Below are 23,744 nucleotides of genomic sequence, written 5' to 3'. Positions count from 1 at the left end.
TATGCAGAAGAATTCACGTTGATGAGAATCATTTTCAATTAGTTTCTCTCAACAGGGTAATAACGTGTTTCCGGCAGGGGAGGCACGTAGACAATCGACGCAAGGCGGTCATACGAATCGCCAGAAATAAATAAAGTCGGTGATAGCAAGCAGTAAAACAAGAAACTACCTGACGGCAGAAAATCTCCGGTGCCGTACAGGGATCCTGACAGGATTAACAGTCTGGTTAAAAAACCAGCCATAATAATGAGGGAGTACAAACACAATGACTAACATCACTAAAAAAAGTTTAGTAGCTGCGGGGATCCTAACTGCGCTAATCGCTGGGAATGTTGCTACGGCGGCAGTTGTACCAGCCGGTGTGCAGCTTGCTGAAAAGCAGACTCTGGTGCGTAATAACGGTTCGGAAGTTCAGTCACTCGATCCACATAAAATCGAAGGTGTACCTGAATCCAATATCAACCGTGACCTGTTTGAAGGTTTATTAATCAGCGATGTCGATGGCAAACCATCGCCTGGCGTGGCTGAAAAGTGGGAAAATAAAGACTTTAAGGTGTGGACATTCCATCTGCGTAAAGACGCTAAATGGTCTGACGGCACGCCTGTTACCGCGCAAGATTTCGTGTATAGCTGGCAACGCCTGGCTAATCCAAATACCGCGTCACCGTACGCCAGTTATTTACAGTACGGTCACATTGTCAATATTGACGATATTATCGCCGGCAAAAAGCCGATCACCGATCTCGGTGTCAAAGCTCTCGACGATCATACATTTGAAGTCACCCTGAGCGAGCCTGTTCCTTATTTCTACAAATTGCTTGTGCACTCATCCGTTTCTCCGGTTCCTAAAGCAGCGGTTGAAAAATACGGTGAGAAATGGACCCAGCCCGCTAACATCGTTACCAACGGCGCCTATAAGCTGAAAGACTGGGTGGTCAACGAGCGCATTGTACTTGAGCGTAACACCAACTACTGGGACAACGCCAAAACGGTTATTAACCAGGTTACCTACCTGCCAATTTCTTCTGAAGTGACTGACGTTAACCGCTATCGCAGCGGCGAAATCGACATGACCTATAACAACATGCCGATCGAGTTATTCCAGAAACTGAAAAAAGAGATCCCGAACGAAGTTCACGTTGACCCGTATCTGTGCACCTATTATTACGAAATCAACAACCAGAAAGCACCGTTCAACGATGTTCGTGTTCGTACCGCCCTGAAACTGGCGTTGGATCGTGACATTATCGTCAACAAAGTTAAAAACCAGGGGGACCTGCCGGCGTATAGCTTTACCCCTCCTTACACCGATGGCGCGAAACTGGTTGAACCTGAGTGGTTCAAATGGTCTCAGGAAAAACGTAATGAAGAAGCGAAAAAACTGCTGGCTGAAGCCGGGTATACCGCTGAAAAACCGTTGACCTTTGACCTGCTGTATAACACCTCAGATCTGCATAAAAAGCTGGCCATCGCTGCGGCATCTATCTGGAAGAAAAATCTGGGCGCCAACGTGAAGCTGGAAAACCAGGAATGGAAAACGTTCCTCGATACGCGCCATCAGGGTAACTATGATGTTTCGCGTGCGGGCTGGTGTGCGGATTACAACGAACCAACATCCTTCCTGAATATGGTGCTGTCTGACAGCTCCAACAACACCGTCCACTATAAGAGTCCGGCGTTTGATAAGCTGATTGCGGATACGCTGAAAGTGACTGATGAAGCGCAGCGCAGCGAACTGTATTCGAAAGCTGAACAGCAGCTGGATAAAGATTCTGCGATTGTACCGGTTTATTACTATGTTAACGCCCGCCTGGTAAAACCATGGGTTGGCGGATACTCCGGTAAAGACCCGATGGATAATATCCACGTTAAAGACTTGTATATTATCAAGCATTAATGGCAAGACGTGGGGCAATCATTTTGCCCCACAGTGTCTTTTTTCTTCGAACTATTAACACCGCTTTACCTGAACGTCGGGGTAGAAGAGGTGTAAAGGCACACGCCAGAAGGTACGGGCAATGTTAAAATTTATATTACGTCGCTGTCTGGAAGCGATTCCGACGCTGTTTATACTTATTACGATTTCATTCTTTATGATGCGCCTTGCGCCGGGAAGCCCATTCACCGGGGAACGCGCGTTACCGCCAGAGGTACTGGCTAATATCGAAGCGAAATATCATCTTAACGATCCTATCTCGACGCAGTACTTCAGCTACCTCAAGCAGCTGGCGCATGGCGATTTTGGGCCATCTTTTAAATATAAAGACTATACGGTAAACGACCTTGTGGCATCGAGCTTTCCGGTTTCTGCGAAGCTGGGAGCTGCGGCCTTTATTCTTGCGGTCCTCGTTGGCGTTAGCGCTGGGGTAATAGCCGCACTGAAACAAAATACGCGCTGGGACTACACGGTGATGGGGGTGGCAATGACCGGGGTGGTTATCCCCAGTTTCGTGGTCGCTCCCTTATTGGTCATGATATTTGCCATAACCTTGAAATGGCTGCCCGGAGGCGGCTGGAACGGCGGGGCGTTGAAATTTATGATCCTGCCGATGGTGGCCTTGTCACTGGCTTATATCGCCAGTATCGCCCGTATTACCCGCGGTTCGATGATTGAAGTGCTGCACTCTAACTTTATTCGTACCGCGCGCGCTAAAGGGTTGCCGATGCGGCGGATTATTTTCCGCCATGCGTTAAAACCTGCGCTGTTGCCTGTGCTGTCCTATATGGGACCAGCATTTGTCGGCATTATTACCGGTTCGATGGTTATTGAAACCATCTATGGTTTGCCGGGCATTGGCCAGCTGTTCGTCAATGGCGCGTTAAACCGCGACTATTCGCTGGTCCTGAGCCTCACCATACTGGTAGGCACGCTGACCATCGTGTTTAACGCGATTGTCGACGTGCTGTATGCCGTTATCGACCCGAAAATTCGTTACTGATACTGGAGCTCGCTATGATGTTAAGTAAGAAAAACAGCGAAGCGCTGGAGAATTTCAGTGAAAAGCTGGAGGTCGAGGGCCGCAGTCTGTGGCAGGACGCGCGTCGACGCTTTATGCATAACCGCGCGGCGGTAGCAAGCCTGGTCGTGCTGGTGATTATTGCGCTGTTTGTGACGCTGGCGCCGATGCTGTCGCAGTTTACCTACTTCGATACCGACTGGGGCATGATGTCCAGCGCGCCGGATACAGAATCTGGACACTATTTCGGCACCGACTCGTCAGGTCGAGACCTGCTGGTTCGTGTGGCGATTGGCGGTCGCATCTCGTTGATGGTCGGCATTGCCGCGGCGTTGGTCGCGGTAGTTGTCGGCACGCTATACGGTTCTCTGTCGGGCTACCTCGGCGGTAAAATCGACTCGGTGATGATGCGTCTGCTGGAAATCCTCAACTCCTTCCCGTTCATGTTCTTCGTGATTCTGCTGGTCACCTTCTTTGGGCAAAATATCCTGCTGATTTTTGTCGCTATTGGGATGGTATCCTGGCTGGATATGGCGCGTATCGTGCGTGGGCAAACGCTGAGTCTTAAGCGCAAAGAGTTTATTGAAGCAGCGCAAGTGGGTGGGGTATCTACCGTGCGCATCGTAATCCGTCATATTGTGCCGAACGTGCTGGGCGTGGTGGTGGTGTACGCTTCGTTGCTGGTGCCCAGCATGATCCTGTTTGAATCCTTCCTGAGCTTTTTGGGATTAGGGACGCAGGAGCCGTTAAGTAGCTGGGGGGCGTTGCTGAGTGATGGTGCCAACTCGATGGAAGTCTCACCATGGCTGCTGCTGTTCCCGGCAGGATTCCTGGTGGTCACTTTGTTCTGTTTTAACTTTATTGGCGATGGCCTGCGTGATGCCCTCGACCCGAAAGACCGTTAAGGAGTGCAGCCATGAGCGTAATTGAAACCTCAACCGCGCCGCTCGCGCAACAACAGGCTAACGCACTGCTGAACGTTAAAGATCTGCGCGTGACGTTTGCCACCCCCGACGGCGATGTGACTGCGGTAAACGATTTAAACTTTTCTCTGCGAGCTGGAGAAACGCTGGGTATTGTTGGGGAATCCGGTTCAGGGAAATCGCAAACGGCCTTTGCCCTGATGGGCCTGCTGGCGGCAAATGGCCGTATCGGAGGTTCCGCAACCTTCAACGGACGTGAAATTCTGAATTTACCGGAACGAGAGTTGAACAAACTGCGCGCCGAGCAAATCTCGATGATTTTCCAGGACCCGATGACCTCTCTCAATCCGTACATGCGAGTCGGCGAGCAGTTGATGGAAGTTCTCATGCTGCATAAAGGCATGAGCAAAGCGGAAGCCTTTGAAGAATCTGTAAGAATGCTGGATGCGGTGAAAATGCCGGAAGCGCGTAAGCGTATGAAAATGTATCCGCATGAATTCTCCGGCGGGATGCGTCAGCGTGTAATGATCGCCATGGCACTGTTGTGCAGGCCTAAATTACTGATAGCCGATGAGCCGACTACTGCGCTCGATGTTACGGTACAGGCGCAAATCATGACCCTGCTGAATGAACTGAAAAGCGAATTCAACACTGCGATTATCATGATCACCCACGATCTGGGAGTAGTTGCCGGTATTTGCGATAAAGTTTTGGTGATGTACGCCGGACGTACCATGGAATATGGCAGCGCGCGGGATGTCTTTTATAAGCCCGTTCATCCGTATTCGATTGGTTTGCTGAATGCCGTACCTCGTCTGGATGCCGAAGGGGAAGAGATGCTGACTATTCCGGGCAACCCGCCGAACCTGTTGCGTCTACCAAAAGGCTGTCCATTCCAGCCGCGTTGCCCGCATGCGATGGAAATCTGTAGCAGTGCTCCGCCACTGGAAGAGTTTAGTCCGGGCCGCCTGCGCGCCTGCTTTAAACCGGTGGAGGAACTGGTATGAATGCGGTCACCGAACAACGAAAAGTGCTCCTTGAAATTGCCGATCTTAAAGTTCATTTCGACATTAAAGACGGCAAGCAGTGGTTCTGGCAGCCGTCTAAAACCCTGAAAGCGGTTGATGGCGTGACTCTGCGACTGTATGAAGGTGAAACCCTGGGCGTGGTCGGCGAATCAGGCTGTGGAAAATCGACTTTTGCCCGTGCGATTATTGGCCTGGTGAAAGCCACCGATGGAAAAGTCGCCTGGCTGGGTAAAGATTTGCTGGGCATGAAACCCGATGAGTGGCGGGAAGTGCGTAGCGATATTCAGATGATTTTCCAGGATCCGCTGGCATCACTGAACCCGCGCATGACCATCGGTGAAATCATTGCCGAACCGCTGCGGACTTATCATCCGAACCTGTCTGGTCAGGAAGTCCGCGACCGTGTGAAGGCGATGATGATGAAGGTGGGGTTGCTGCCAAATCTGATTAACCGCTACCCGCATGAGTTTTCCGGCGGTCAGTGTCAGCGTATTGGTATTGCCCGGGCGCTGATCCTCGAGCCGAAGCTGATTATTTGCGATGAACCGGTTTCGGCACTGGACGTATCCATTCAAGCCCAGGTGGTGAACCTGTTACAACAGCTCCAGCGTGAAATGGGATTATCGTTAATCTTCATTGCTCACGACCTGGCGGTGGTGAAACATATCTCCGATCGTGTGCTGGTCATGTATCTCGGACACGCGGTGGAATTAGGGACTTATGATGAGGTGTACCATAATCCGCTGCACCCTTATACCAAAGCGTTGATGTCTGCAGTGCCGATACCCGACCCGGATCAGGAAAGGAACAAGGTTATCCAGTTGCTGGAAGGCGAATTGCCGTCGCCGATTAACCCTCCTTCCGGCTGCGTGTTCCGTACGCGCTGCCCGATTGCCGGACCGGAATGCGCAAAAACCCGCCCGGTTCTCGAAGGAAGTTTCCGTCACGCAGTTTCCTGCCTGAAAGTAGACCCGCTATAATCCTGAGGGCTGACAAAGGTCAGCCCTTCTTTTTGGTGAGGTATATGTGTCAGGTTTAGTCTCTTCTGTCCGCCGCGCGCTCTATCGCAAATTATTCGATTTAAACACCCGTTCAGGGCGTCGCTTTGAAGGTATGTGTGCGCTGTTCGCCTTGCTCAGCGTTATTGTTATCTTCATTGAGTCCGGGGTCGGGACGCAATACCATTTAACCTTTGAGGAATGGCGCATTTTTGTCTGGCTGGAGATCTTTATTACTCTGGTCTTTACCCTCGAATATTTTCTTCGCTTGTGCAGTTGGGCCAATCCCGCAAAATATGTGTTTAGCTTCTGGGGGATTATCGATCTGGCCACCATTTTACCGCTGTATGTGATGTGGCTATGGCCTGAAATCAGTCTGAGCTATGTCTTCGCCTGGCGAGCGATGCGTGTCCTGCGCGTCTTGCGTATTCTCAAGCTGCTGCGTTTTATGCCTTCTCTGCGAGTGTTCTGGAATGCGTTAAAAAGCGCCCGTCATCAACTGATGTTGTTCTATTCCTTTATTGCCATTCTGATGGTTGTTTTCGGCGCGATGATGTATCTGATAGAAGGGCCCAAATATGGCTTTACTACGCTGAATGCGTCTGTGTATTGGGCAATTGTTACGGTCACCACCGTCGGCTACGGTGACATTACACCGCACACGCCGTTGGGACGCATGGTGGCGTCAGTGCTTATCCTGATTGGATACTCTGTGATTGCGATACCGACCGGATTGATAACCACACACATGAGCAGTGCGTTCCAACAGCGAGGATATCAGCGTAGATGCCCACAGTGTCAGCAGGCGCAGCATGAACATAGTGCGCAGTTTTGTAACCGCTGCGGAAGTAAACTGCCTGGATAAAAATGAAAAAAGCTGCGAGAGCAGCTTTTTTGTTTGTTACTCGCGCCAAAGAATATGGCAGAGTTTGTGATCTTTTTCGCGACATAATAAAACGCGCGCAAAAATATCGTTAATCTCGCCGTCTTCTGTATCTGCCAGACCAATCACCACTTCGGCAAAGAAGTCAGGGTTCAGGTCAAAATCAACATGCTCCTGCCAGTCTTCTGCCGGGTCGAATAACTCGGCACCACCGCGCTCTTCAAACTGTAAATTGAACAGAATGATGTCGGCTGGATCCAGGTTGTCCGCAGCCAGTTCGAGAAAAATATCGTAAGCCTGCTCAAGCGTTTCGTCTTCAGTCAGGCGATTGTTCAAATCCATATCCATAATGACTACCTGTTTACTGTCTGATGGGCACGTTTTACAGCAACGGACTAAAGAAGTAAAACAGTCGCTCAGCGATCCGCTGCCAGAGTGGTCGTTTTACCCACAAACGGGCATCAAGCAGACGGGAACGCGAAATATAATCATCCTGTACTGCCGCGAGATCGCCACCGAATCCGGCATCATCAATGACCAGCGTGATTTCAAAATTGAGCCACAGACTGCGCATATCCAGGTTAACGGTACCGACCAGGCTCAGCTCGCCATCGACCAGTACGCTCTTGGTGTGCAGTAAGCCACCTTCGAACTGATAGATTTTAACGCCAGCCGCCAGCAACTCAGTGAAAAAGGCCCGGCTTGCCCAGCCAACCAGCAGGGAATCATTCTTGCGTGGAAGAATAATACTGACGTCGACCCCGCGCTGCGCCGCTGTACAGATCGCGTGCAGCAGATCGTCGCTGGGAACGAAGTAGGGCGTGGTCATAATTAAATATTCACGCGCCGAATAAGCTGCGGTTAACAGCGCCTGATGAATCAAATCTTCAGGGAAACCAGGTCCCGAAGCGATTGTGTGAATGGTGTGGCCGCTGGCCTGCTCAAACGGCATGATATTGACGTCTGGCGGCGGGGGCAGAATGCGCTTGCCGGTCTCAATTTCCCAGTCGCAGGAATAGACAATGCCCATAGCGGTGGCTACCGGGCCTTCCATTCTCGCCATCAAATCCACCCATTGCCCGACGCCTGCATCTTGTTTGAAGAAACGGGGATCGACCATGTTCATGCTGCCGGTATAAGCAATATAGTTATCGATCATGATCATTTTGCGGTGCTGACGCAGGTCCATACGGCGTAAAAATACACGCATCAGGTTTACTTTCAGCGCTTCAACAACCTCGATACCCGCGTTACGCATCATCGCCGCCCATGGGCTGCGAAAGAACGCCACGCTACCCGCGGAGTCCAGCATCAGGCGGCAGTGAATTCCACGCCTTGCGGCAGCCATTAATGACTCGGCGACCTGATCGGCCATACCGCCTGGTTGCCAGATGTAGAACACCATCTCGATGTTGTGACGCGCCAGTTGAATATCACGGATCAATGCCTGCATCACGTCCTCTGAACTGGTGAGCAACTGCAGTTGATTCCCTTTAACGCCAGCGATTCCCTGACGACGCTCGCACAGCTTAAATAAGGATGACGCGACGCTGCTGTTTTCCTGCGCAAAAATATGCTCACAGGCTTTTAGATCGTTCAGCCACTTGGCCGTTGACGGCCACATTGCCCGGGCGCGTTCGGCGCGACGTTTACCAAGGTGGAGCTCACCGAAGGACAGATAAGCAATGATCCCTACCAATGGCAGAATATAGATGATCAAAAGCCAGGCCATTGCGGAGGGCACTGCGCGTCGTTTCATTAGAATGCGTAATGTTACGCCAGCAATGAGTACCCAGTAACCCAGAATGACCAGCCAACTCACCACGGTGTAGAAGGTTGTCATAAATTTAAAAATCCTTTTGAAAGCGTATTGTTAAGAGTTTACGCATCAGGATTAATCTGGCAAATAAAAACACGGGAAAACCACTGGTCTGCATTCGGTGTGGCGTTATAATGGCCGCTCAGTGACTGAAAGAGTAGTAAACATGAAGCGTAGTAGAACGGAAGTGGGACGCTGGCGGATGCTGCGTCAGGCTAGCCGCCGTAAAGCACGTTGGCTTGAAGGACAATCGCGCCGTAATATGCGTATCCATACCATCAGAAAGTGTATTCTCAACCATCAACGTAACTCGTTGCTGTTTGCGATCCACAACATCTGATCTCAAAAGGGCACCGCTGGCGGTGCCCAATGTCTGCTTTTCGTTTTGTTTTTAAAATACTTTTTTGTACGGTTTTACTGAAACCTGCGCGTAAACACCTGCCGCCACGTAGGGATCGGCTTCCGCCCACGCCTGCGCGGCTTCTAAAGATTCAAATTCTGCAATCACCGTTGAGCCAGTAAAGCCTGCGGCGCCCGGATCGTTACTGTCAACCGCTGGCATGGGGCCAGCCGTGAGCAAACGGCCTTCGTCATGAAGGAGTTGCAGACGAGCCAGATGAGCAGGGCGTACGGAAAGACGTTTTTCGAGAGAGTCTGCGATATCTTGAGCGTAAATAACGTACAGCACGGGTAGAGCTCCTTGAACGGTAAAAGGTCATATTTACGTTATTGGAAAGGCCTGGTAACTGCAACGGAAAGATAACTAATATGTTAAGGCCATACTTTGAAAATGGTTTTTTATCATAAAATCGCGTTTTAAATGCCAGTTAGCTTCACGGTCTTATTGAATATGATTGCTATTTGCATTTAAAATCAGGGCCTGGTTTTTTTACTGAAACGATTATGACTTCAATGACCCTTGATTTACCTCGTCGCTTTCCCTGGCCTACGTTACTTTCTGTCGGCATTCATGGTGCTGTAGTGGCAGGTTTGCTGTATACCTCGGTACATCAGGTTATTGAACTGTCTGCGCCAGCGCAGCCGATCTCCGTTACGATGGTTGCGCCTGCCGATCTTGAACCGCCTCAGGCCGTTCAGCCGCCGCCGGAACCTGTCGTCGAGCCTGAACCGGAGCCAGAACCGATCCCCGAACCGCCAAAAGAAGCGCCGGTAGTGATTGAGAAACCGAAGCCCAAGCCTAAACCGAAGCCAAAACCGGTGAAAAAGGTGGAAAAGCAGCCGAAGCGTGATGTTAAACCAGCAGAGCCTCGTCCGGCATCCCCGTTTGAAAATACGGCGCCTGCGCGTCCAACAACCAGTACCGCTCCGGCAACCACTAAACCGGCGGTGAGCGTACCATCGGGTCCGCGAGCCTTAAGTCGTAATCAGCCTCAATATCCGGCACGTGCACAGGCGTTGCGCATTGAAGGCCGTGTGAAGGTCAAATTTGACGTGACCTCGGATGGCCGGGTTGAAAATGTGGAAGTTCTGTCCGCACAGCCTGCGAATATGTTTGAGCGTGAAGTGAAAAATGCGATGCGCAGATGGCGTTATGAAGCCGGTAAGCCTGGTTCCGGGCTGGTGGTGAATATTGTTTTCCGCCTGAACGGCACAACACAGATCGAGTAAGCATCAGGCCGGATTTGGCGTTACGCCGCCAAATCCGGCAGAATGATTGCCGGATGGCGATGCTTGCGCGTGCTATCAGGCCAGGGAGGGAATCGGCCGCGGTTTACCGTCTTTATCAACGGCAACGTAGATAAACAGGGCTTCGGTAGCTTTATAACGCTGACCGATAGGTTCTGAAGCGACTTTCTTCACCCAGACTTCAATATTAATGCTGATCGAGGTCGTCCCGCGTTTCACGCAGCGTGCATAGCAACAAACCACATCGCCCACGGCAACCGGGCGCAAAAAGCTCATTCCTTCAACCCGCACCGTTACCACGCGACCATGTGCGATCTCTTTGGCCTGAATAGCGCCACCTATATCCATTTGTGACATCAGCCAGCCACCAAAAATATCACCGTTCGCGTTGGTATCGGCAGGCATAGCCAGAGTGCGTAAAACCAGTTCGCCCTGGGGAGTGTTATTCGTTGTTGTCATTGTAGAACCGACTATAGAGAAAGATTACAGGCGCGATGCTACTAGAATTTACGCGCTGAGAACAGAGGGGATGCGGCCTGCGAGGCGGAAGTAAGCCAGGTTGATGGCAACAAGGAACGCGAAGGGATAAAAATTCGCCAGATCCGGAGATCTGGCGAGTATTTATTACGATTTATCTTCCTGCGGAAGGTGGCGGTAAATATAGACTCCGCTCAGTAACGTAAATAGTAAAGTCAGGGCGGTCAGGCCGAACACTTTAAAGTTGACCCAAATATTCTGCGGTAGCCAAAACGCGATATAGATATTCGCCAGACCGCACAGGATAAAGAAGACGGCCCAGGCGAAGTTAAGTTTTGTCCAAACCGGCTGTGGCAAGCTCAGCTCTTTACCTAACATGCGCTGAATCAGCGGCTTTTTCATTACCCATTGGCTAACCAGCAGCGCACCGGCAAACAGCCCGTAAATCACCGTTACTTTCCACTTAATGAATTCATCATTGTGGAAGAAGATGGTCAGGCCACCGAACACGGCTACCAGAACAAAAGTGATCAATGCCATCTTCTCGACCTTGCGATAGCGGACCCAGCTGTAAATCAAAACCACAGCCGTCGCAACAATCAGCGCCGAGGTCGCCGCGTAGATGTCATAGAGCTTATAAAAAGCAAAAAAGACAACCAGCGGTAAAAAATCAAGAAACTGCTTCATTCTTCGATTCCGTCATCAAAAGCACCGGGTACAAGCCCGGAATGCGTTCAGGGTTTATTGGCGAATTAGCATGTACAGGCGGAACAAATAGATCAGCAATACGGCGGAGATCATATTGCTCAGCGTATTCGCCAATACCGCGCCTACATTTGGCGTAAGTACCGCAAAACTTGGCGCAAAAAGCAACAACAACGTTTTTGCCAACAGCCAACCGATCACTGCTGGTGCAACCAGGCGCATATTCGACCACGCCAGACGCATACTGTTGCGCATCGCGGCAAAGACACCCATTTTGTCCTGTACTAACATCACCGGTGCAAGTGCCAGCAGGATAGCCAGCAGAATACCGGGTACCACCACCAGCATAATACCGATTTGCACCAGCAGAGTAGTCAGAAAAATCAGAATAAACAGCTTCGGCAAAACCGGCGCGCTGGCACCGATGGCGCGTAATGCGCTGACCCGATGACCGGCTGAAATCAGTTGAATCATCAGGATAATACCCCCGGCGAGGATGGCATTACCAATCAGACCGGAAAACGTCGACGCCGCGGAAGCGCGTAGCAAAATTTGCTGTTGCTCCGGGGTCATGTTTTGCACCAGATCGAACAATCCCACGCTGCTGGTTAACTGATCGCCTTCACTAAGTTGCGCAATTTGTGCGTCGGTGGGAGAAAAGGCATGCCCTAACACCACTGTGATAAACGCGCACAACAACGATACCAGCAAGATGGTAATGAATTGATTACGGAAAAAGTTTCCCGTGTCACGGTAAACGGATTTCGCCGTGATAGACATGCACTCTCCTTGAGTTTTGCAGGTGTTCATTTGTGGGCAATTGTACCCTGGATAACTCTACAGTGGCAGCATCGCGCGGTGTATGGAAAGGCATATCTTTGTAAAGCCCCGGTAATTTTTGACTATGACTTCAGCGTCATGCAAGAACGTTGGTTGTTCTCTGCGCATCACGAACAAATAACCATCGCTATTCTGCAACGGAGGTCAGGTACTTGCGTGGCGAAAATATATCAAAATTGATCTGAATTAGGTTAACCAGGATTTTGAATGCAAGTTCTAACTTAATCTGGATCAATAAATGTTAAATTATCAAAGTCAATGTGATCCAGGTTAGATCACTTATTACTCCAATGTGGGTATATTCGTTCCGCTTTTATAACCATAACGATGGAGCGGACATGAAAAAATTAACAGTTGCAGCAGTGGCTTTAACAACTCTTCTCTCTGGTAACGTATTTGCGCATGAGGCCGGAGAATTCTTTATTCGTGCAGGTTCTGCCACCGTCAGACCGACGGAAGGCGCGGGTGGTACGCTGGGAAGCCTGGGTGGCTTTGATGTCAGCAATAACACGCAGTTGGGTCTGACATTTACCTACATGGCAACCGACAATATCGGTGTTGAATTACTGGCAGCCACGCCGTTCCGCCATAAAATTGGCACTGCCACAACAGGTGATATTGCGACCGTTCACCATTTACCGCCGACCTTAATGGCGCAGTGGTATTTCGGCGATTCCAGCAGCAAACTGCGTCCGTACGTTGGTGTCGGTGTGAACTACACCACCTTCTTTGACGAAGGCTTTAACAATAACGGCAAAGAAACCGGTTTATCTGACCTGAGCCTGAAAGACTCCTGGGGTGCAGCAGGGCAAGTGGGTATGGACTATCTGATTAACCGCGACTGGCTGATTAACATGTCGGTCTGGTACATGGATATCGACACCACCGCGAGCTACAAACTGGCTGGCGCGCAGCAGCATGACAGCGTCCGCCTCGATCCGTGGGTGTTTATGTTCTCCGCGGGTTATCGCTTCTAAGTCCGTGATTAAAATACTGAAAAGCTGATCGTTCCACGGTCAGCTTTTTTATTACCAGTTTATTTCTTCCTGCCTTTCTCCCCGTCGATGTAATGCTACTCTTTAAGCAAACTGGCTTTGAGGGCATTGACGATGATGTTGACTCGACTCCTGCTACAACAAAAAATCACACTTTTGGAACCATTCACCGGAGATGAAACGGCAGAGTTCGCCGTGAGTGCCGCGCGTGACTTATTGAATTTTATGGATAAAATTGAAGTACTGGAGAAACGCATTGCGACTCCGGTTAAACTACCTTATTGCAGCGCCAGTCCTGTTTGTGAGATTGAAGCGGGCTATGCCGCAGGCGTGAGCGATTGTCGTGAGGCCATTCGTCGGGCGGGGTTTCCGATTGAGGGTGATGATTAGTTTGCATTTATGTTAACAAAAATGTGCTTTTATTGTATAAGTCTGTAACTTTAGCGCACACAACGGCGGGCTTCTAAGGCATCTGCTTAGGGACGGTTAACATTCTCAATCAACATACAGCGCAGTTATGCAACGACATAAACGGGTAACCGGTTTGGCAATATGTTAACTATCAGGGTGAACTCGTGAAGATTGTGCAGGACAAGCTCAGAAACAGGCAGGCACTGCTGGTATTAGGGCTCATTACGTTGATATTTACGTCGTTGTTTCTGTTTATAATTTATGAGCAGCGGATGGCTGCAGTCAGTGACGGTGTTAACCGCATGCAAGCGCGCATGATGGACATTTTTAACGATAATGAGCTGATCGCCGATGCGATTGGTGAGCGCTATCACCATATTAAATCGGGTGAGCAATGTGGCGATATTTCACAATTTGTTCCCCGCAATGAGATTGAATGGGGAATTAACGCCGACCCAAAGCGTCTGCATTCGTTAACGGGGACAATTATTGCCCAGCAAGCCAGCCACAACGCGCTGTGTATGTATACGGCGGCGGAGTTTATTCGCGGTATGGTTAATGAGCTAAATCCGGGCAGCTTCGATGCACATCGTTATATTATCGCCAAAAATTCAGATTATTTTTACTGGTTTATGGCTTCCGATTCGCGCAACTTCAGTTTCTCAAATTCTGAAATGGCGCGGGATCTCACCAACTTTTTCTATCCGCCGGTCGATTTCTATACCCGACTGTTGCAAAAAAACGTCAAAAACAAAGCCCTTAGTTCAACGAACTTCTATACCGATAAAATTACCGGTGAAAAAGCTTACAGCGTGGTGAGCTATATCTACGATCTGTCTGGCAAAGAGATATCAGACCAAATCGTGGCCTATCTGGTTTATGACCATTCAAAGCCCGAATTGCAGGAAGCGTTGGCTCAAGCATTTGACTACCAGCTCCCACCTGAGCTGAATGTGGAATTGGTAAATTTGACCAACAATGAAAGTCTCTGTTTATCCGGTAAATGTACAGGTCAATCCCGTTTTTTAGTGCGCAATTTTTCGGAGAAATATGCGCTGCACTATTCGCTTTCATTAGGCCGTTTTATGACGCGCGATACCCATGCCGGGATCGTGATCCTGCTGGCGCCGTTCTTTTTCATCATGATTAGTTTCTCGCTAAAATCATGGCTGAACGAAAGCGACCTGAAGGTTTATATAGACACCCTGACCGGTTGCTTTAATCGCCGAATACTCGACATCATCAAGCGCCGTGATTTATCCCACTGTTCGGTGGTGCTACTGGACTGCAATAAGTTCAAGGCCGTCAATGATACCTGGGGTCACGCGGCAGGCGATCGTGCGCTGCAAATTATCGCCAACAGGATGTTATCAAACACCCGCACCAGTCACGATATTGTGATTCGTACCGGCGGGGATGAATTTATGATCCTGCTGTTTCGCTCGCAGGCTACTGATGCCATCGCAATCGCTCAACGTATCAGCGGGCAGGTGACCAGCCATGTGTTTGTAGTGGACGGTCATACTGTGCCATTGTCAGTATCGTGGGGGATTGCAGAGGTGAACGGTGAACTGGATGTGGCTATTCAGAATGCAGATAGCGCCATGTATAAAATGAAGCACACGAAAGAAGCGTAAAACCGCCAGAAGTCTCTGGCGGTTGATTTAGCTTACTGCCGGGTGGCGGCTTTCATCGCGCTGACAAAAGCTTTCAGCTCAGCCAGCATCTGTTCCGGTGCCGCAACATTTTTCTCAATGATTTTCACAATTGCCGAGCCGGAAATAGCGCCAGCAGCGCCAGCGTCAATCGCGCCGGTTACCTGTTCAGGCGCAGAGATACCAAACCCCTGTAAAGAAGGCGGAGCATCATATGCTTTCAACTTTTCGACCAGGTGATGCAGCGGTAACGCCGCACGATTTTCAGCACCGGTCACGCCCGCACGCGAAAGCAAATAGGTATAGCCGCGGCCATGAGAGGCTATCTGGCGCAGCAGTTCTTCATCAGCGTTCGGTGGGCAGATAAAAATTGGCGCAATGTTGTGGCGGAGCGCCGCAGCTCTGAATGGCGCGGACTCTTCAACGGGAACATCGGCTACTAACACGGAATCCACGCCCACTTTTTCACACTGGGCGTAAAACTCGTCAATGCCCTTGCTAAACACCAGGTTGGCATACATCAGCAAGCCAATGGGAATCGTAGGGTGCTTCTGGCGAATCAGCGCCAGCATTTCAAAGCATTGCGACGGCGTGACGCCGGCGGCAAACGCACGCAAGGTGGCTTCCTGAATGGTTGGACCGTCAGCCAGCGGATCGGAGAACGGAATACCGAGCTCAAGGGCATCGGCACCGGCTTCAATCAGCGTATCAATGATTTTCAGTGACTGCTCAACAGACGGATCGCCCAAGGTTACGAAGGGGACAAAAGCACCTTCTTTGCGGTCCTTCAGCTGTGCAAACAGGTTTTCGTAACGTTCCATCAGATTTCCCCTCGCGCTTTCAGAATATCGTGTACGGTGAAAATGTCTTTGTCGCCGCGACCGGAGAGATTAACCACCAGTAACTGCTCTTTTTCCGGGTTTTCACGCATCATTTTCAATGCGTGTGCCAGGGCATGGGAGGACTCCAGCGCCGGAATAATCCCCTCGTGCAGACACAGCGTTTTGAAGGCCTCAAGCGCTTCGTCGTCGGTGATCGAAACATAATCGGCGCGACCAATGCTGTTCAGATACGCATGCTGCGGCCCGACAGACGGGAAATCCAGCCCCGCGGAAATAGAGTAAGACTCTTCAATCTGTCCTTCTTCGGTCTGCATCATCGGGGACTTCATGCCGAAGTAAATCCCGACACGACCATGCTTCAACGGTGCGCCATGTTCCCCTGATTCAATCCCATGGCCGCCAGGCTCGACGCCAATCAGACCGACGCTGGTTTCATTAATAAAGTCCGCGAACATACCGATGGCGTTAGAACCGCCACCCACGCAGGCGATAACCGCGTCCGGCAGGCGACCTTCTTTTTCAAGGATCTGCGCTTTAGTTTCCTCGCCGATCATGCGCTGAAATTCACGAACAATGGTCGGGAAGGGATGTGGACCTGCCGCCGTACCGAGCATATAGTGCGCGGTATCGTAGCTGCCAGACCAGTCGCGCAGCGCTTCGTTACAGGCATCTTTCAGCGTTGCAGAACCGCTGTGAACCGGGATAACTTCAGCCCCCATCAGACGCATACGGAAAACGTTTGGCGACTGGCGTTCAACGTCTTTTGCACCCATATAAATACGGCATTTCAGCCCCAGCAGTGCGCTGGCGAGAGCTGATGCAACACCGTGCTGGCCCGCGCCGGTTTCGGCGATGATCTCCGTTTTCCCCATACGTTTCGCCAGCAATGCCTGGCCCAGCACCTGGTTGGTTTTGTGCGCGCCGCCGTGCAGCAAATCTTCACGTTTGAGATACAGCGTAGTGTGGGTGCCTTGAGTAATGTTCTGGCATTTGGTCAGTGCAGTTGGACGACCAGCATAGTTTTTCAGCAGGTCTGTAAACTGCGCCTGAAATTCAGGATCCTTTTGCGCGCTGACAAAAGCTTCTTCCAGCTGGCGCAGGGCAGGCATCAGAATCTGTGGCACATACATACCGCCAAATTCACCAAAATACGGATTGAGTAATGTTGTCATGTCCTTTTCCTTAATATGCGCGCAGCGTCTGAAAGACCGAAGCCAAAAGACGTGCATCCTTGATGCCCGGCTGTGACTCTACGCCAGAATTGAAATCGAGACCGGCACAGCCGGTTTTTGCCGCGTCAACGCAGTTATCAGCGCCGAGTCCGCCAGCCAGTAAAACGTTATCCAGCGATTGTCCGCCTAAAAGTGACCAGTCGAAGCGTTGACCGCTGCCGCCCTGACCATTGTCGAATATGTATTTATCGACGTGCTGATAATCACGGGCTGGCAACGTTTCACTGACGCTTAACGCCTTCCAGATTTGCACCTGTTCGGGGAGCGCGTCGCGCAGGGCGTCAACATAGGCCTGGTCTTCGCTACCATGCAATTGCACGGCTGTTAGCCCCAGAGCCACCGCTGTTTCGCGCACGTCGGTGATCTCTGCGTTGCGAAACACCCCGACATATTGCAGCGGTGCGCCGGTCATGACCTCGCGTGCGCGTTCAACGCTGACCGCGCGTGGCGATGTGGACACAAAAATCAACCCGCCGTAAATGGCACCCGCTTCGTATGCCGCGTTTGCATCCTGAGCCCGGGTTAAACCGCAGACTTTATTTTCGCCGAGCAGAACGCGACGCACGGCAGCATGCAGATCATCATGCGACATCAACGCAGAGCCAATCAGAAAACCGTTGGCGAAGTGGCTGAGTTCTCGCACTTGACCATAGGTATTGATACCGGACTCGCTGATGACGGTTACGCCATGACCCAGTCGCGGCGCAAGTTGGCGGGTGCGATTCAGATCAATCGACAGGTCGCGTAAGTCACGGTTGTTGATACCGACCACTTTGGCACCCAGTGCGATAGCACGCTCCAGCTCTTCATCGTTACTGACTTCGGTCAGTACGCCCATTTTCAAACTGTGGGCGACGGCGGCGAGTTGACGATATTGCTCATCATCAAGCACCGACAGCATCAGCAGACAGGCGTCCGCCTGATAGAAGCGCGCCAGGTAAATCTGGTAAGGATCGATAATAAAGTCCTTACACAGAATCGGTTGCGGTGCGATGCGGCTGACGATGGGCAGGAAATCAAAGCTCCCCTGAAAATATTTCTCATCGGTCAGTACGGAAATCGCAGAAGCATATTGTTTATATACGCCCGCAATCTGTGCCGGGTCGAAGTCATCACGGATCACGCCTTTTGACGGAGACGCTTTTTTGCACTCCAGAATAAAGGCGGTGCGTGCACCTTGCAGCGCATCGTAGAAATCACGAGAGCTGGGTTGAACATCATTCTGAAAGCTGGCCAGCGGTTGTTGCTGTTTGCGGGCTTCTACCCAAATCGCCTTGTCTGCGACAATTTTCGCTAAAACGGTTTGCATCATTTACCCTCTTGCTGCCAGTGCAGTGACACGGTCATAGGCCGCGCCGCTGCGCAGTACATTAATCACGGTTTGCGCATTGGCTTTTAAATCTTCTTCACCGTGCAGGCGCATTAACATGGCGACATTCGCGGCAACAGCAGCTTCATGAGCGGCTTCACCTTTACCTTGTAACAAGCGACTAAGAATGTCACGGTTTTCTTCCGGCGTGCCGCCAGCCAGCTGTTCCTGGTGGTAAGGCGTCAGGCCAAAGTCTTCCGCCGTCAGTTGATAGCTCTTGATTTCGCCATCATGCAGCTCTGCCACAATGGTCGGCGCATGCAGCGAAACTTCATCCATGCCGCCGCTGTGCACCACGGCTGCCCGCTGATACCCCAACACGCGCAGCGTTTCGGCAATTGGCAGCACCAGTTCCGGACTGTAAACGCCGATCAGCGCCAGCGGCGGATGTGCCGGGTTAATCAACGGGCCGAGGACGTTAAACAGCGTACGGGTTTTCAACTGTTGGCGTACCGGCATAGCATGGCGAAAACCGGTGTGGTATTTCGGCGCAAACAAGAAACACACACCGAGGTCGTCAAGTGCCTGACGGGATTTATCGGCGTTCATATCCAGATTGATGCCAAAAGCCGCTAACAGATCCGAAGAGCCCGACTTGCTGGAGACGCTGCGGTTGCCGTGTTTGGCGACTTTCAGTCCGCAAGCGGCCGCCACAAAGGCGCTGGCGGTGGAAATATTGATACTGTTGCTGCCGTCACCACCGGTACCGACAATATCGGCAAACAGATAATCAGGTCGCGGGAACGGGGCGGCGTTTTCCAGCAGCGCGGTTGCCGCACCGGCAATTTCATTCGGGTGCTCGCCGCGAATTTTCATGCTCACCAGCGCCGCAGCCAGTTGTTCCGGCTTCAGTTCACCGCGTACCACGGCGGAGAACAGCTGGTGGCTTTCCTGCTGAGACAGCGTCTGGGCCTGATACAGTTTCTCCAGAATAGGTTGCAGGGTATTGGTCTGTTCGAGTTTCTGTTGCGCCCAGGCCAGCGTTTGCTCCAGCAGACGTGCGCCCTGGGTGGTCAGAATGGATTCTGGATGGAACTGGAAGCCACATACGCGATCGATATCGTGACGTACCGCCATCACCATGCCGTTAAAGTGGGCGTTGATGGTCAATCCGGCCGGAACGTTGCTGCCAACCAGCGAGTGATAGCGCGCCACCGGCAGCGGATTTGCCAGACCGGCGAACATTGCCTGACCGTCGTGTTCAATGCTGGACGCTTTGCCGTGCAGGATTTCCCCCGCCTGTCCCACGTATCCACCATAGGCCTCGACAATGGCCTGATGCCCCAGACAAATGCCGATGATTGGCAGCTTGCCGCGCAGGCGGGTTAACAGCTCCGGCATGCAGCCCGCTTCGCTTGGCGCACCTGGACCTGGGGAGAGCATCAGCACCGGATTTTTCATGGTCGCTAAGCGGTCTATTAATGTCTGGGCAGGAATATGGTTGCGGTAAATCACCACGTTATGACCGTTAGTACGCAGCTGATCTGCCAGGTTATAGGTAAAAGAGTCGATATTATCGAGCAGCAGAATGTCAGCCATTAGAAGGTCTCCTGTGCGTGGTGTGCGGTGGCGATAGCACGCAGAACCGCACGCGCTTTATTACGGGTTTCATCGGCTTCTGACTGCCCAACGGAATCCAGAACAATTCCGGCGCCAGCCTGTACGGTGGCAATACCGTCTTCCACGAGGGCGGAACGAATCACAATACAGGTATCCAGATCGCCATGGGCCGTGAAGTAACCTACTGCACCGCCATAGCTGCCGCGACGACGGCCTTCGGCCTCGGCGATAAGCTGCATGGCGCGAACTTTCGGCGCTCCGCTTAGCGTACCCATGTTCATACAGGCGCGGTAAGCATGCAGCACATCCAGATCGCTACGCAGCTCGCCGACTACGCGGGAAACCAGGTGCATAACGAAGGAATAACGATCCACTTTGGTGAGGTCAGCAACGTAGCGGCTGCCGGGCGTGCAGATGCGCGCCAGGTCGTTACGCGCCAGGTCTACCAGCATCAGGTGCTCGGAAAGCTCTTTATGATCGGTACGCATCTCCAGCTCAATACGGCTGTCGAGATCGCGGTCCAGTGAACCGTCCGCACGACGACCGCGTGGGCGGGTCCCGGCAATCGGGTAGATTTCAATCTGTCGGCTGGTGGCATCGTATTTCAGCGAGCTTTCCGGAGAGGCGCCGAACAGTGTGAAATCGTTGTCCTGCATAAAAAACATGTACGGGCTGGGGTTACTTTTCTTCAGCACATAGTAGGCCGCCAGCGGTGACGGGCAGGGCAGCGAGAAACGACGGGATGGAACCACCTGGAAAATTTCGCCAGCGCGAATGGCTTTTTGCATACCACGAACCACGGCGGCAAACTCTTCATCGCTCTGATTGCATTCGCAGCGCATGTGCGGAACTTCAGTGACGGGCAGCGGCGGCGCAGGTTCGGTAAGCTGCTGGCTTAGTTGCGCCAGACGGGCATTAAGACGCTGTTTTTCTGCATCGCTGGGGGTAAATATGCTGGCCTGAATGCGGGTGCTTTTCTTCTGATGGTCGATGACCATGAGCGTTTCTGCCAGATAGAAGCAGTAGTCAGGGCAACGGTTGCCCGCTTCAAGCTGAGGTAAATCTTCAAAACCGGCAACCAGGTCGTAGGAAAACAGACCGCCGAAGAACATTGCTTCACGTTCTTGCGCAGGAACATTAACCAGCTCCTGCAATAAACGGAAGGCATCAAATACGGACAGGGAACATAAGCGGGCATCTTCATCCAGCAGCGGGCTAACGGCAGGGAATCGCAGATGGCGACCATTCGGTTGTTGTTTGTTCTCAACACCCGCTGGCAGGGCAGCATCCAGCAGCGGCAGCAGCGATGCGCCGTTAGCGGATAATGCCTGAATGGTGACAGTGTCACCGATGGCGGTAATGCGTAATGCGCTGTCGACCAGCAGCAGGCTCTTCAGATCGTCTTTGCTGTCGATATCGGCAGATTCCAGCAGCAGCGTTGCCGGACGTGCGCCACACACCTGATGAAACAGCGCCGTCGGATTTTCACGGTAGGCGGCATCGCAGGCAAGCAGCTCGAGTGTCGGTTTTTGTGTTTGCATCGTTATTCTCATTAATTTTGTTCAAAAAAAAGCCCGCTCATTTGGCGGGCCGGGTATCTGGTTGCATATTGCAGACGTAAGACACTGCCCGAAATCAGGAAGTGCGCCACCAACCGTGCAGAACAAATGTTGCTTTCATCTCAGATACCTTCTTCATGTGAACTTGCGTACTAGTTAACTAGTTCGATGGAATAAAGTCAACACCTGATTTCAGTATATTTGTCTAAACCGCTATGATGGGCGGGTTAAGACATTTAGTGAAACGGGAGCCGCATTGAGCGACACGAATTACGCAGTGATTTATGACCTGCACAGCCATACTACAGCCTCCGATGGGCGATTAACGCCAGAAGCCTTAGTACACCGTGCGGTAGAGATGCGAGTCGGTACACTGGCGATCACCGATCATGACACCACGGCGGGTATTGCGGCGGCAAGAGAAGAAATTTCACGTGCGGGTTTAGCGTTAAATTTGATCCCTGGCGTCGAGATATCAACAGTCTGGGAAAACCATGAGATCCATATCGTGGGTCTGAACATTGATATCGCCCATCCAATGATGTGCGAATTTCTGGCGCAGCAAACGGAACGTCGTCAGCAGCGCGCGCGCCTGATTGCTGAACGACTCGACAAAGCGCATATTCCCGGCGCGTGGGAAGGGGCATTACGCCTGGCTGATGGCGGGGCGATCACTCGGGGGCATTTCGCGCGTTTCCTGGTGGAGTGCGGAAAAGCCACAACCATGGCGGATGTCTTTAAAAAATATCTTGCTCGTGGGAAAACCGGTTACGTTCCGCCACAGTGGTGTACAATAGAACAAGCTATTGATGTCATTCATCATTCTGGCGGTAAGGCAGTTCTGGCTCATCCTGGGCGGTACGATCTTAGCGCTAAGTGGCTGAAAAGACTGGTTGCGCATTTTGCTGAACATCACGGCGACGCGATGGAAGTGGCACAGTGCCAGCAGTCTCCCAATGAACGCACCCATCTGGCGACGCTTGCGCGTCAGCATCAACTGTGGGCATCGCAAGGGTCTGATTTTCATCTACCCTGCCCATGGATTGAGCTGGGTCGTAAACTCTGGTTGCCCGCAGGTGTAGAAGGCGTCTGGCAACTTTGGGAACAGCCCGAGACCACAGAGAGGAAAGTATGAGCCAGTTTTTTTATATTCATCCCGAAAACCCACAGCAGCGCCTGATCAATCAGGCCGTTGAAATCGTGCGTAAAGGAGGGGTGATCGTCTATCCAACTGATTCCGGCTATGCGTTGGGTTGCAAAATTGAAGATAAAGGCGCAATGGAGCGCATTTGTCGCATCCGTCACCTGCCGGACGGGCACAACTTTACGCTGATGTGTCGTGACCTGTCCGAACTGTCGACCTATTCGTTTGTCGACAACGTGGCTTTCCGTTTAATTAAAAACAACACGCCGGGTAACTACACGTTCATCCTGAAGGGGACGAAAGAAGTACCGCGCCGACTGTTGCAGGAAAAACGTAAGACCATTGGTTTGCGTGTACCCTCGAATCCGATTGCGCTGGCGCTGCTGGAAGCGCTGGGCGAGCCTATGCTCTCTACATCACTGATGCTGCCGGGCAGCGAATTTACCGAGTCAGATCCGGAAGAAATCAAAGATCGTCTGGAGAAAGTGGTGGATTTGATTATCCACGGTGGATATCTCGGCCAGCAGCCAACCACGGTCATCGATTTAACCGATGATTCCCCGGTGGTATTGCGCGAAGGCGTCGGCGACGTTAAACCTTTCTTATAAGGGCGCGAACCGCTATACTACGCGGCCTTAAAATGGCGCTGACTGGCGCCGTTGATTCTCCTGTTCGACGCCTGTGAAGGCGACATCTAAAG

The 23,744-nt window shown here is 51.7% G+C and carries 25 protein-coding genes, 1 pseudogene and 1 other annotated feature; of the genes and pseudogenes, 13 read left to right on the top strand and 13 right to left on the bottom strand.

Annotated features, from left to right (window positions below):
* The first annotated feature begins 265 nt into the window (after positions 1-265).
* The 6 genes from oppA to OGV65_RS20370 all read left to right on the top strand — a co-directional run bounded on the left by oppA (position 266) and on the right by OGV65_RS20370 (position 6,771).
* Complete coding sequence (oppA, locus tag OGV65_RS20395; protein WP_016153271.1) at positions 266-1,897, top strand: oligopeptide ABC transporter substrate-binding protein OppA; 1,632 nt, start codon at positions 266-268, stop codon at positions 1,895-1,897.
* Between the two features lie 121 nt (positions 1,898-2,018).
* A complete protein-coding gene (gene oppB / locus OGV65_RS20390; RefSeq protein ID WP_003020708.1) occupies positions 2,019-2,939 on the top strand; it encodes an oligopeptide ABC transporter permease OppB in 921 nt (306 codons plus the stop codon).
* Between the two features lie 14 nt (positions 2,940-2,953).
* Positions 2,954-3,862 carry an oligopeptide ABC transporter permease OppC gene (oppC, locus tag OGV65_RS20385; protein ID WP_003020701.1) on the top strand — a complete coding sequence of 303 codons (909 nt, stop codon included), beginning with the start codon at positions 2,954-2,956 and terminating at the stop codon, positions 3,860-3,862.
* Positions 3,863-3,873: 11 nt separating this feature from the next.
* Positions 3,874-4,887 (top strand): murein tripeptide/oligopeptide ABC transporter ATP-binding protein OppD, encoded by a 1,014-nt coding sequence (gene oppD, locus OGV65_RS20380; protein WP_003833364.1) that lies wholly within the window; start codon positions 3,874-3,876, stop codon positions 4,885-4,887.
* The gene (gene oppF / locus OGV65_RS20375) at positions 4,884-5,888 is read left to right on the top strand and encodes a murein tripeptide/oligopeptide ABC transporter ATP-binding protein OppF (protein WP_016156729.1); all 1,005 of its coding nucleotides are present in this window, start codon (positions 4,884-4,886) and stop codon (positions 5,886-5,888) included. Before oppD ends, oppF begins: the two co-directional genes overlap by 4 nt.
* A gap of 46 nt (positions 5,889-5,934) precedes the next feature.
* Positions 5,935-6,771, top strand: a complete 837-nt coding sequence (locus OGV65_RS20370; RefSeq protein WP_049269434.1) for an ion transporter — start codon at positions 5,935-5,937, stop codon at positions 6,769-6,771.
* Between the two features lie 36 nt (positions 6,772-6,807).
* On the opposite strand, the gene OGV65_RS20365 is transcribed toward OGV65_RS20370, so the two are convergent.
* Together OGV65_RS20365 and cls are read right to left on the bottom strand one after the other, a co-directional pair.
* Entirely contained in the window at positions 6,808-7,137 is a 330-nt protein-coding gene (locus OGV65_RS20365) for an HI1450 family dsDNA-mimic protein (protein ID WP_003020691.1), read from the bottom strand.
* A 34-nt stretch (positions 7,138-7,171) separates the two neighbouring features.
* Entirely contained in the window at positions 7,172-8,632 is a 1,461-nt protein-coding gene (gene cls, locus OGV65_RS20360; RefSeq protein ID WP_181221749.1) for a cardiolipin synthase, read from the bottom strand.
* Positions 8,633-8,774: 142 nt separating this feature from the next.
* Here cls and OGV65_RS20355 point away from each other — a divergent pair, with 142 nt between their 5' ends.
* Positions 8,775-8,948 carry a YciY family protein gene (locus OGV65_RS20355; protein WP_016153268.1) on the top strand — a complete coding sequence of 58 codons (174 nt, stop codon included), beginning with the start codon at positions 8,775-8,777 and terminating at the stop codon, positions 8,946-8,948.
* A gap of 51 nt (positions 8,949-8,999) precedes the next feature.
* On the opposite strand, the gene OGV65_RS20350 is transcribed toward OGV65_RS20355, so the two are convergent.
* Positions 9,000-9,296, bottom strand: a complete 297-nt coding sequence (locus OGV65_RS20350; RefSeq protein ID WP_003020675.1) for a YciI family protein — start codon at positions 9,294-9,296, stop codon at positions 9,000-9,002.
* Positions 9,297-9,520: 224 nt separating this feature from the next.
* Between OGV65_RS20350 and tonB the strand changes: the two genes are divergently transcribed.
* Positions 9,521-10,237, top strand: a complete 717-nt coding sequence (gene tonB, locus OGV65_RS20345; protein ID WP_286455381.1) for a TonB system transport protein TonB — start codon at positions 9,521-9,523, stop codon at positions 10,235-10,237.
* Positions 10,238-10,312: 75 nt separating this feature from the next.
* On the opposite strand, the gene yciA is transcribed toward tonB, so the two are convergent.
* From yciA to OGV65_RS20325, 4 genes and pseudogenes are all read right to left on the bottom strand, one after another.
* On the bottom strand, positions 10,313-10,714 hold the full coding sequence (yciA, locus tag OGV65_RS20340; protein ID WP_016153266.1) for an acyl-CoA thioester hydrolase YciA: 402 nt from the start codon (positions 10,712-10,714) through the stop codon (positions 10,313-10,315).
* Positions 10,715-10,879: 165 nt separating this feature from the next.
* Positions 10,880-11,419: a septation protein A gene (locus OGV65_RS20335; RefSeq protein WP_016153265.1), complete on the bottom strand. Its 540-nt coding sequence runs from the start codon at positions 11,417-11,419 to the stop codon at positions 10,880-10,882.
* A gap of 54 nt (positions 11,420-11,473) precedes the next feature.
* Positions 11,474-12,217: a YciC family protein gene (locus OGV65_RS20330; protein ID WP_016153264.1), complete on the bottom strand. Its 744-nt coding sequence runs from the start codon at positions 12,215-12,217 to the stop codon at positions 11,474-11,476.
* A gap of 28 nt (positions 12,218-12,245) precedes the next feature.
* A pseudogene (locus tag OGV65_RS20325) lies at positions 12,246-12,332 on the bottom strand (YkgJ family cysteine cluster protein); the annotation flags it as partial.
* A gap of 283 nt (positions 12,333-12,615) precedes the next feature.
* Here OGV65_RS20325 and ompW point away from each other — a divergent pair.
* The 3 genes from ompW (at position 12,616) to OGV65_RS20310 (ending at position 15,320) form a co-directional block, all read left to right on the top strand.
* Positions 12,616-13,254, top strand: coding sequence for an outer membrane protein OmpW (ompW, locus tag OGV65_RS20320; RefSeq protein ID WP_016153263.1), 639 nt, complete (start codon positions 12,616-12,618; stop codon positions 13,252-13,254).
* Positions 13,255-13,386: 132 nt separating this feature from the next.
* Positions 13,387-13,662 (top strand): hypothetical protein, encoded by a 276-nt coding sequence (locus OGV65_RS20315; RefSeq protein ID WP_103766364.1) that lies wholly within the window; start codon positions 13,387-13,389, stop codon positions 13,660-13,662.
* Positions 13,663-13,847: 185 nt separating this feature from the next.
* Positions 13,848-15,320, top strand: coding sequence for a GGDEF domain-containing protein (locus tag OGV65_RS20310; RefSeq protein ID WP_286455375.1), 1,473 nt, complete (start codon positions 13,848-13,850; stop codon positions 15,318-15,320).
* Between the two features lie 32 nt (positions 15,321-15,352).
* On the opposite strand, the gene trpA is transcribed toward OGV65_RS20310, so the two are convergent.
* From trpA to trpL, 6 genes are all read right to left on the bottom strand, one after another.
* Positions 15,353-16,159, bottom strand: coding sequence for a tryptophan synthase subunit alpha (gene trpA / locus OGV65_RS20305; protein WP_016156657.1), 807 nt, complete (start codon positions 16,157-16,159; stop codon positions 15,353-15,355).
* Positions 16,159-17,352 carry a tryptophan synthase subunit beta gene (trpB, locus tag OGV65_RS20300; RefSeq protein ID WP_103766363.1) on the bottom strand — a complete coding sequence of 398 codons (1,194 nt, stop codon included), beginning with the start codon at positions 17,350-17,352 and terminating at the stop codon, positions 16,159-16,161. The genes trpA and trpB overlap by 1 nt, the downstream gene beginning before the upstream one ends.
* A 10-nt stretch (positions 17,353-17,362) precedes the next feature.
* Positions 17,363-18,721 (bottom strand): bifunctional indole-3-glycerol-phosphate synthase TrpC/phosphoribosylanthranilate isomerase TrpF, encoded by a 1,359-nt coding sequence (gene trpCF / locus OGV65_RS20295; protein ID WP_286455380.1) that lies wholly within the window; start codon positions 18,719-18,721, stop codon positions 17,363-17,365.
* Positions 18,722-18,724: 3 nt separating this feature from the next.
* Positions 18,725-20,320 carry a bifunctional anthranilate synthase glutamate amidotransferase component TrpG/anthranilate phosphoribosyltransferase TrpD gene (gene trpD, locus OGV65_RS20290; protein ID WP_123267313.1) on the bottom strand — a complete coding sequence of 532 codons (1,596 nt, stop codon included), beginning with the start codon at positions 20,318-20,320 and terminating at the stop codon, positions 18,725-18,727.
* The gene (locus OGV65_RS20285; protein ID WP_016156654.1) at positions 20,320-21,882 is read right to left on the bottom strand and encodes an anthranilate synthase component 1; all 1,563 of its coding nucleotides are present in this window, start codon (positions 21,880-21,882) and stop codon (positions 20,320-20,322) included. Before OGV65_RS20285 ends, trpD begins: the two co-directional genes overlap by 1 nt.
* 23 nt (positions 21,883-21,905) lie before the next feature.
* Positions 21,906-22,000, bottom strand: a sequence feature (Trp leader region).
* Complete coding sequence (trpL, locus tag OGV65_RS20280) at positions 21,977-22,021, bottom strand: trp operon leader peptide (protein ID WP_012905981.1); 45 nt, start codon at positions 22,019-22,021, stop codon at positions 21,977-21,979. (Overlaps the previous feature by 24 nt.)
* Positions 22,022-22,156: 135 nt before the next feature.
* Here trpL and rnm point away from each other — a divergent pair, with 135 nt between their 5' ends.
* Together rnm and OGV65_RS20270 are read left to right on the top strand one after the other, a co-directional pair.
* Complete coding sequence (gene rnm / locus OGV65_RS20275; protein WP_029139558.1) at positions 22,157-23,035, top strand: RNase RNM; 879 nt, start codon at positions 22,157-22,159, stop codon at positions 23,033-23,035.
* Positions 23,032-23,652 carry an L-threonylcarbamoyladenylate synthase gene (locus OGV65_RS20270; RefSeq protein ID WP_016153256.1) on the top strand — a complete coding sequence of 207 codons (621 nt, stop codon included), beginning with the start codon at positions 23,032-23,034 and terminating at the stop codon, positions 23,650-23,652. The genes rnm and OGV65_RS20270 overlap by 4 nt, the downstream gene beginning before the upstream one ends.
* Positions 23,653-23,744: the final 92 nt, after the last annotated feature.

The sequence above is a fragment of the Citrobacter sp. Cb004 genome, assembly GCF_030337065.1.
In the GTDB taxonomy this organism is placed as follows: domain Bacteria; phylum Pseudomonadota; class Gammaproteobacteria; order Enterobacterales; family Enterobacteriaceae; genus Citrobacter; species Citrobacter braakii.
The sequence above is the reverse complement of the archived record's forward strand: the minus strand, read 5'-3'. Positions and strand labels throughout refer to the sequence as shown.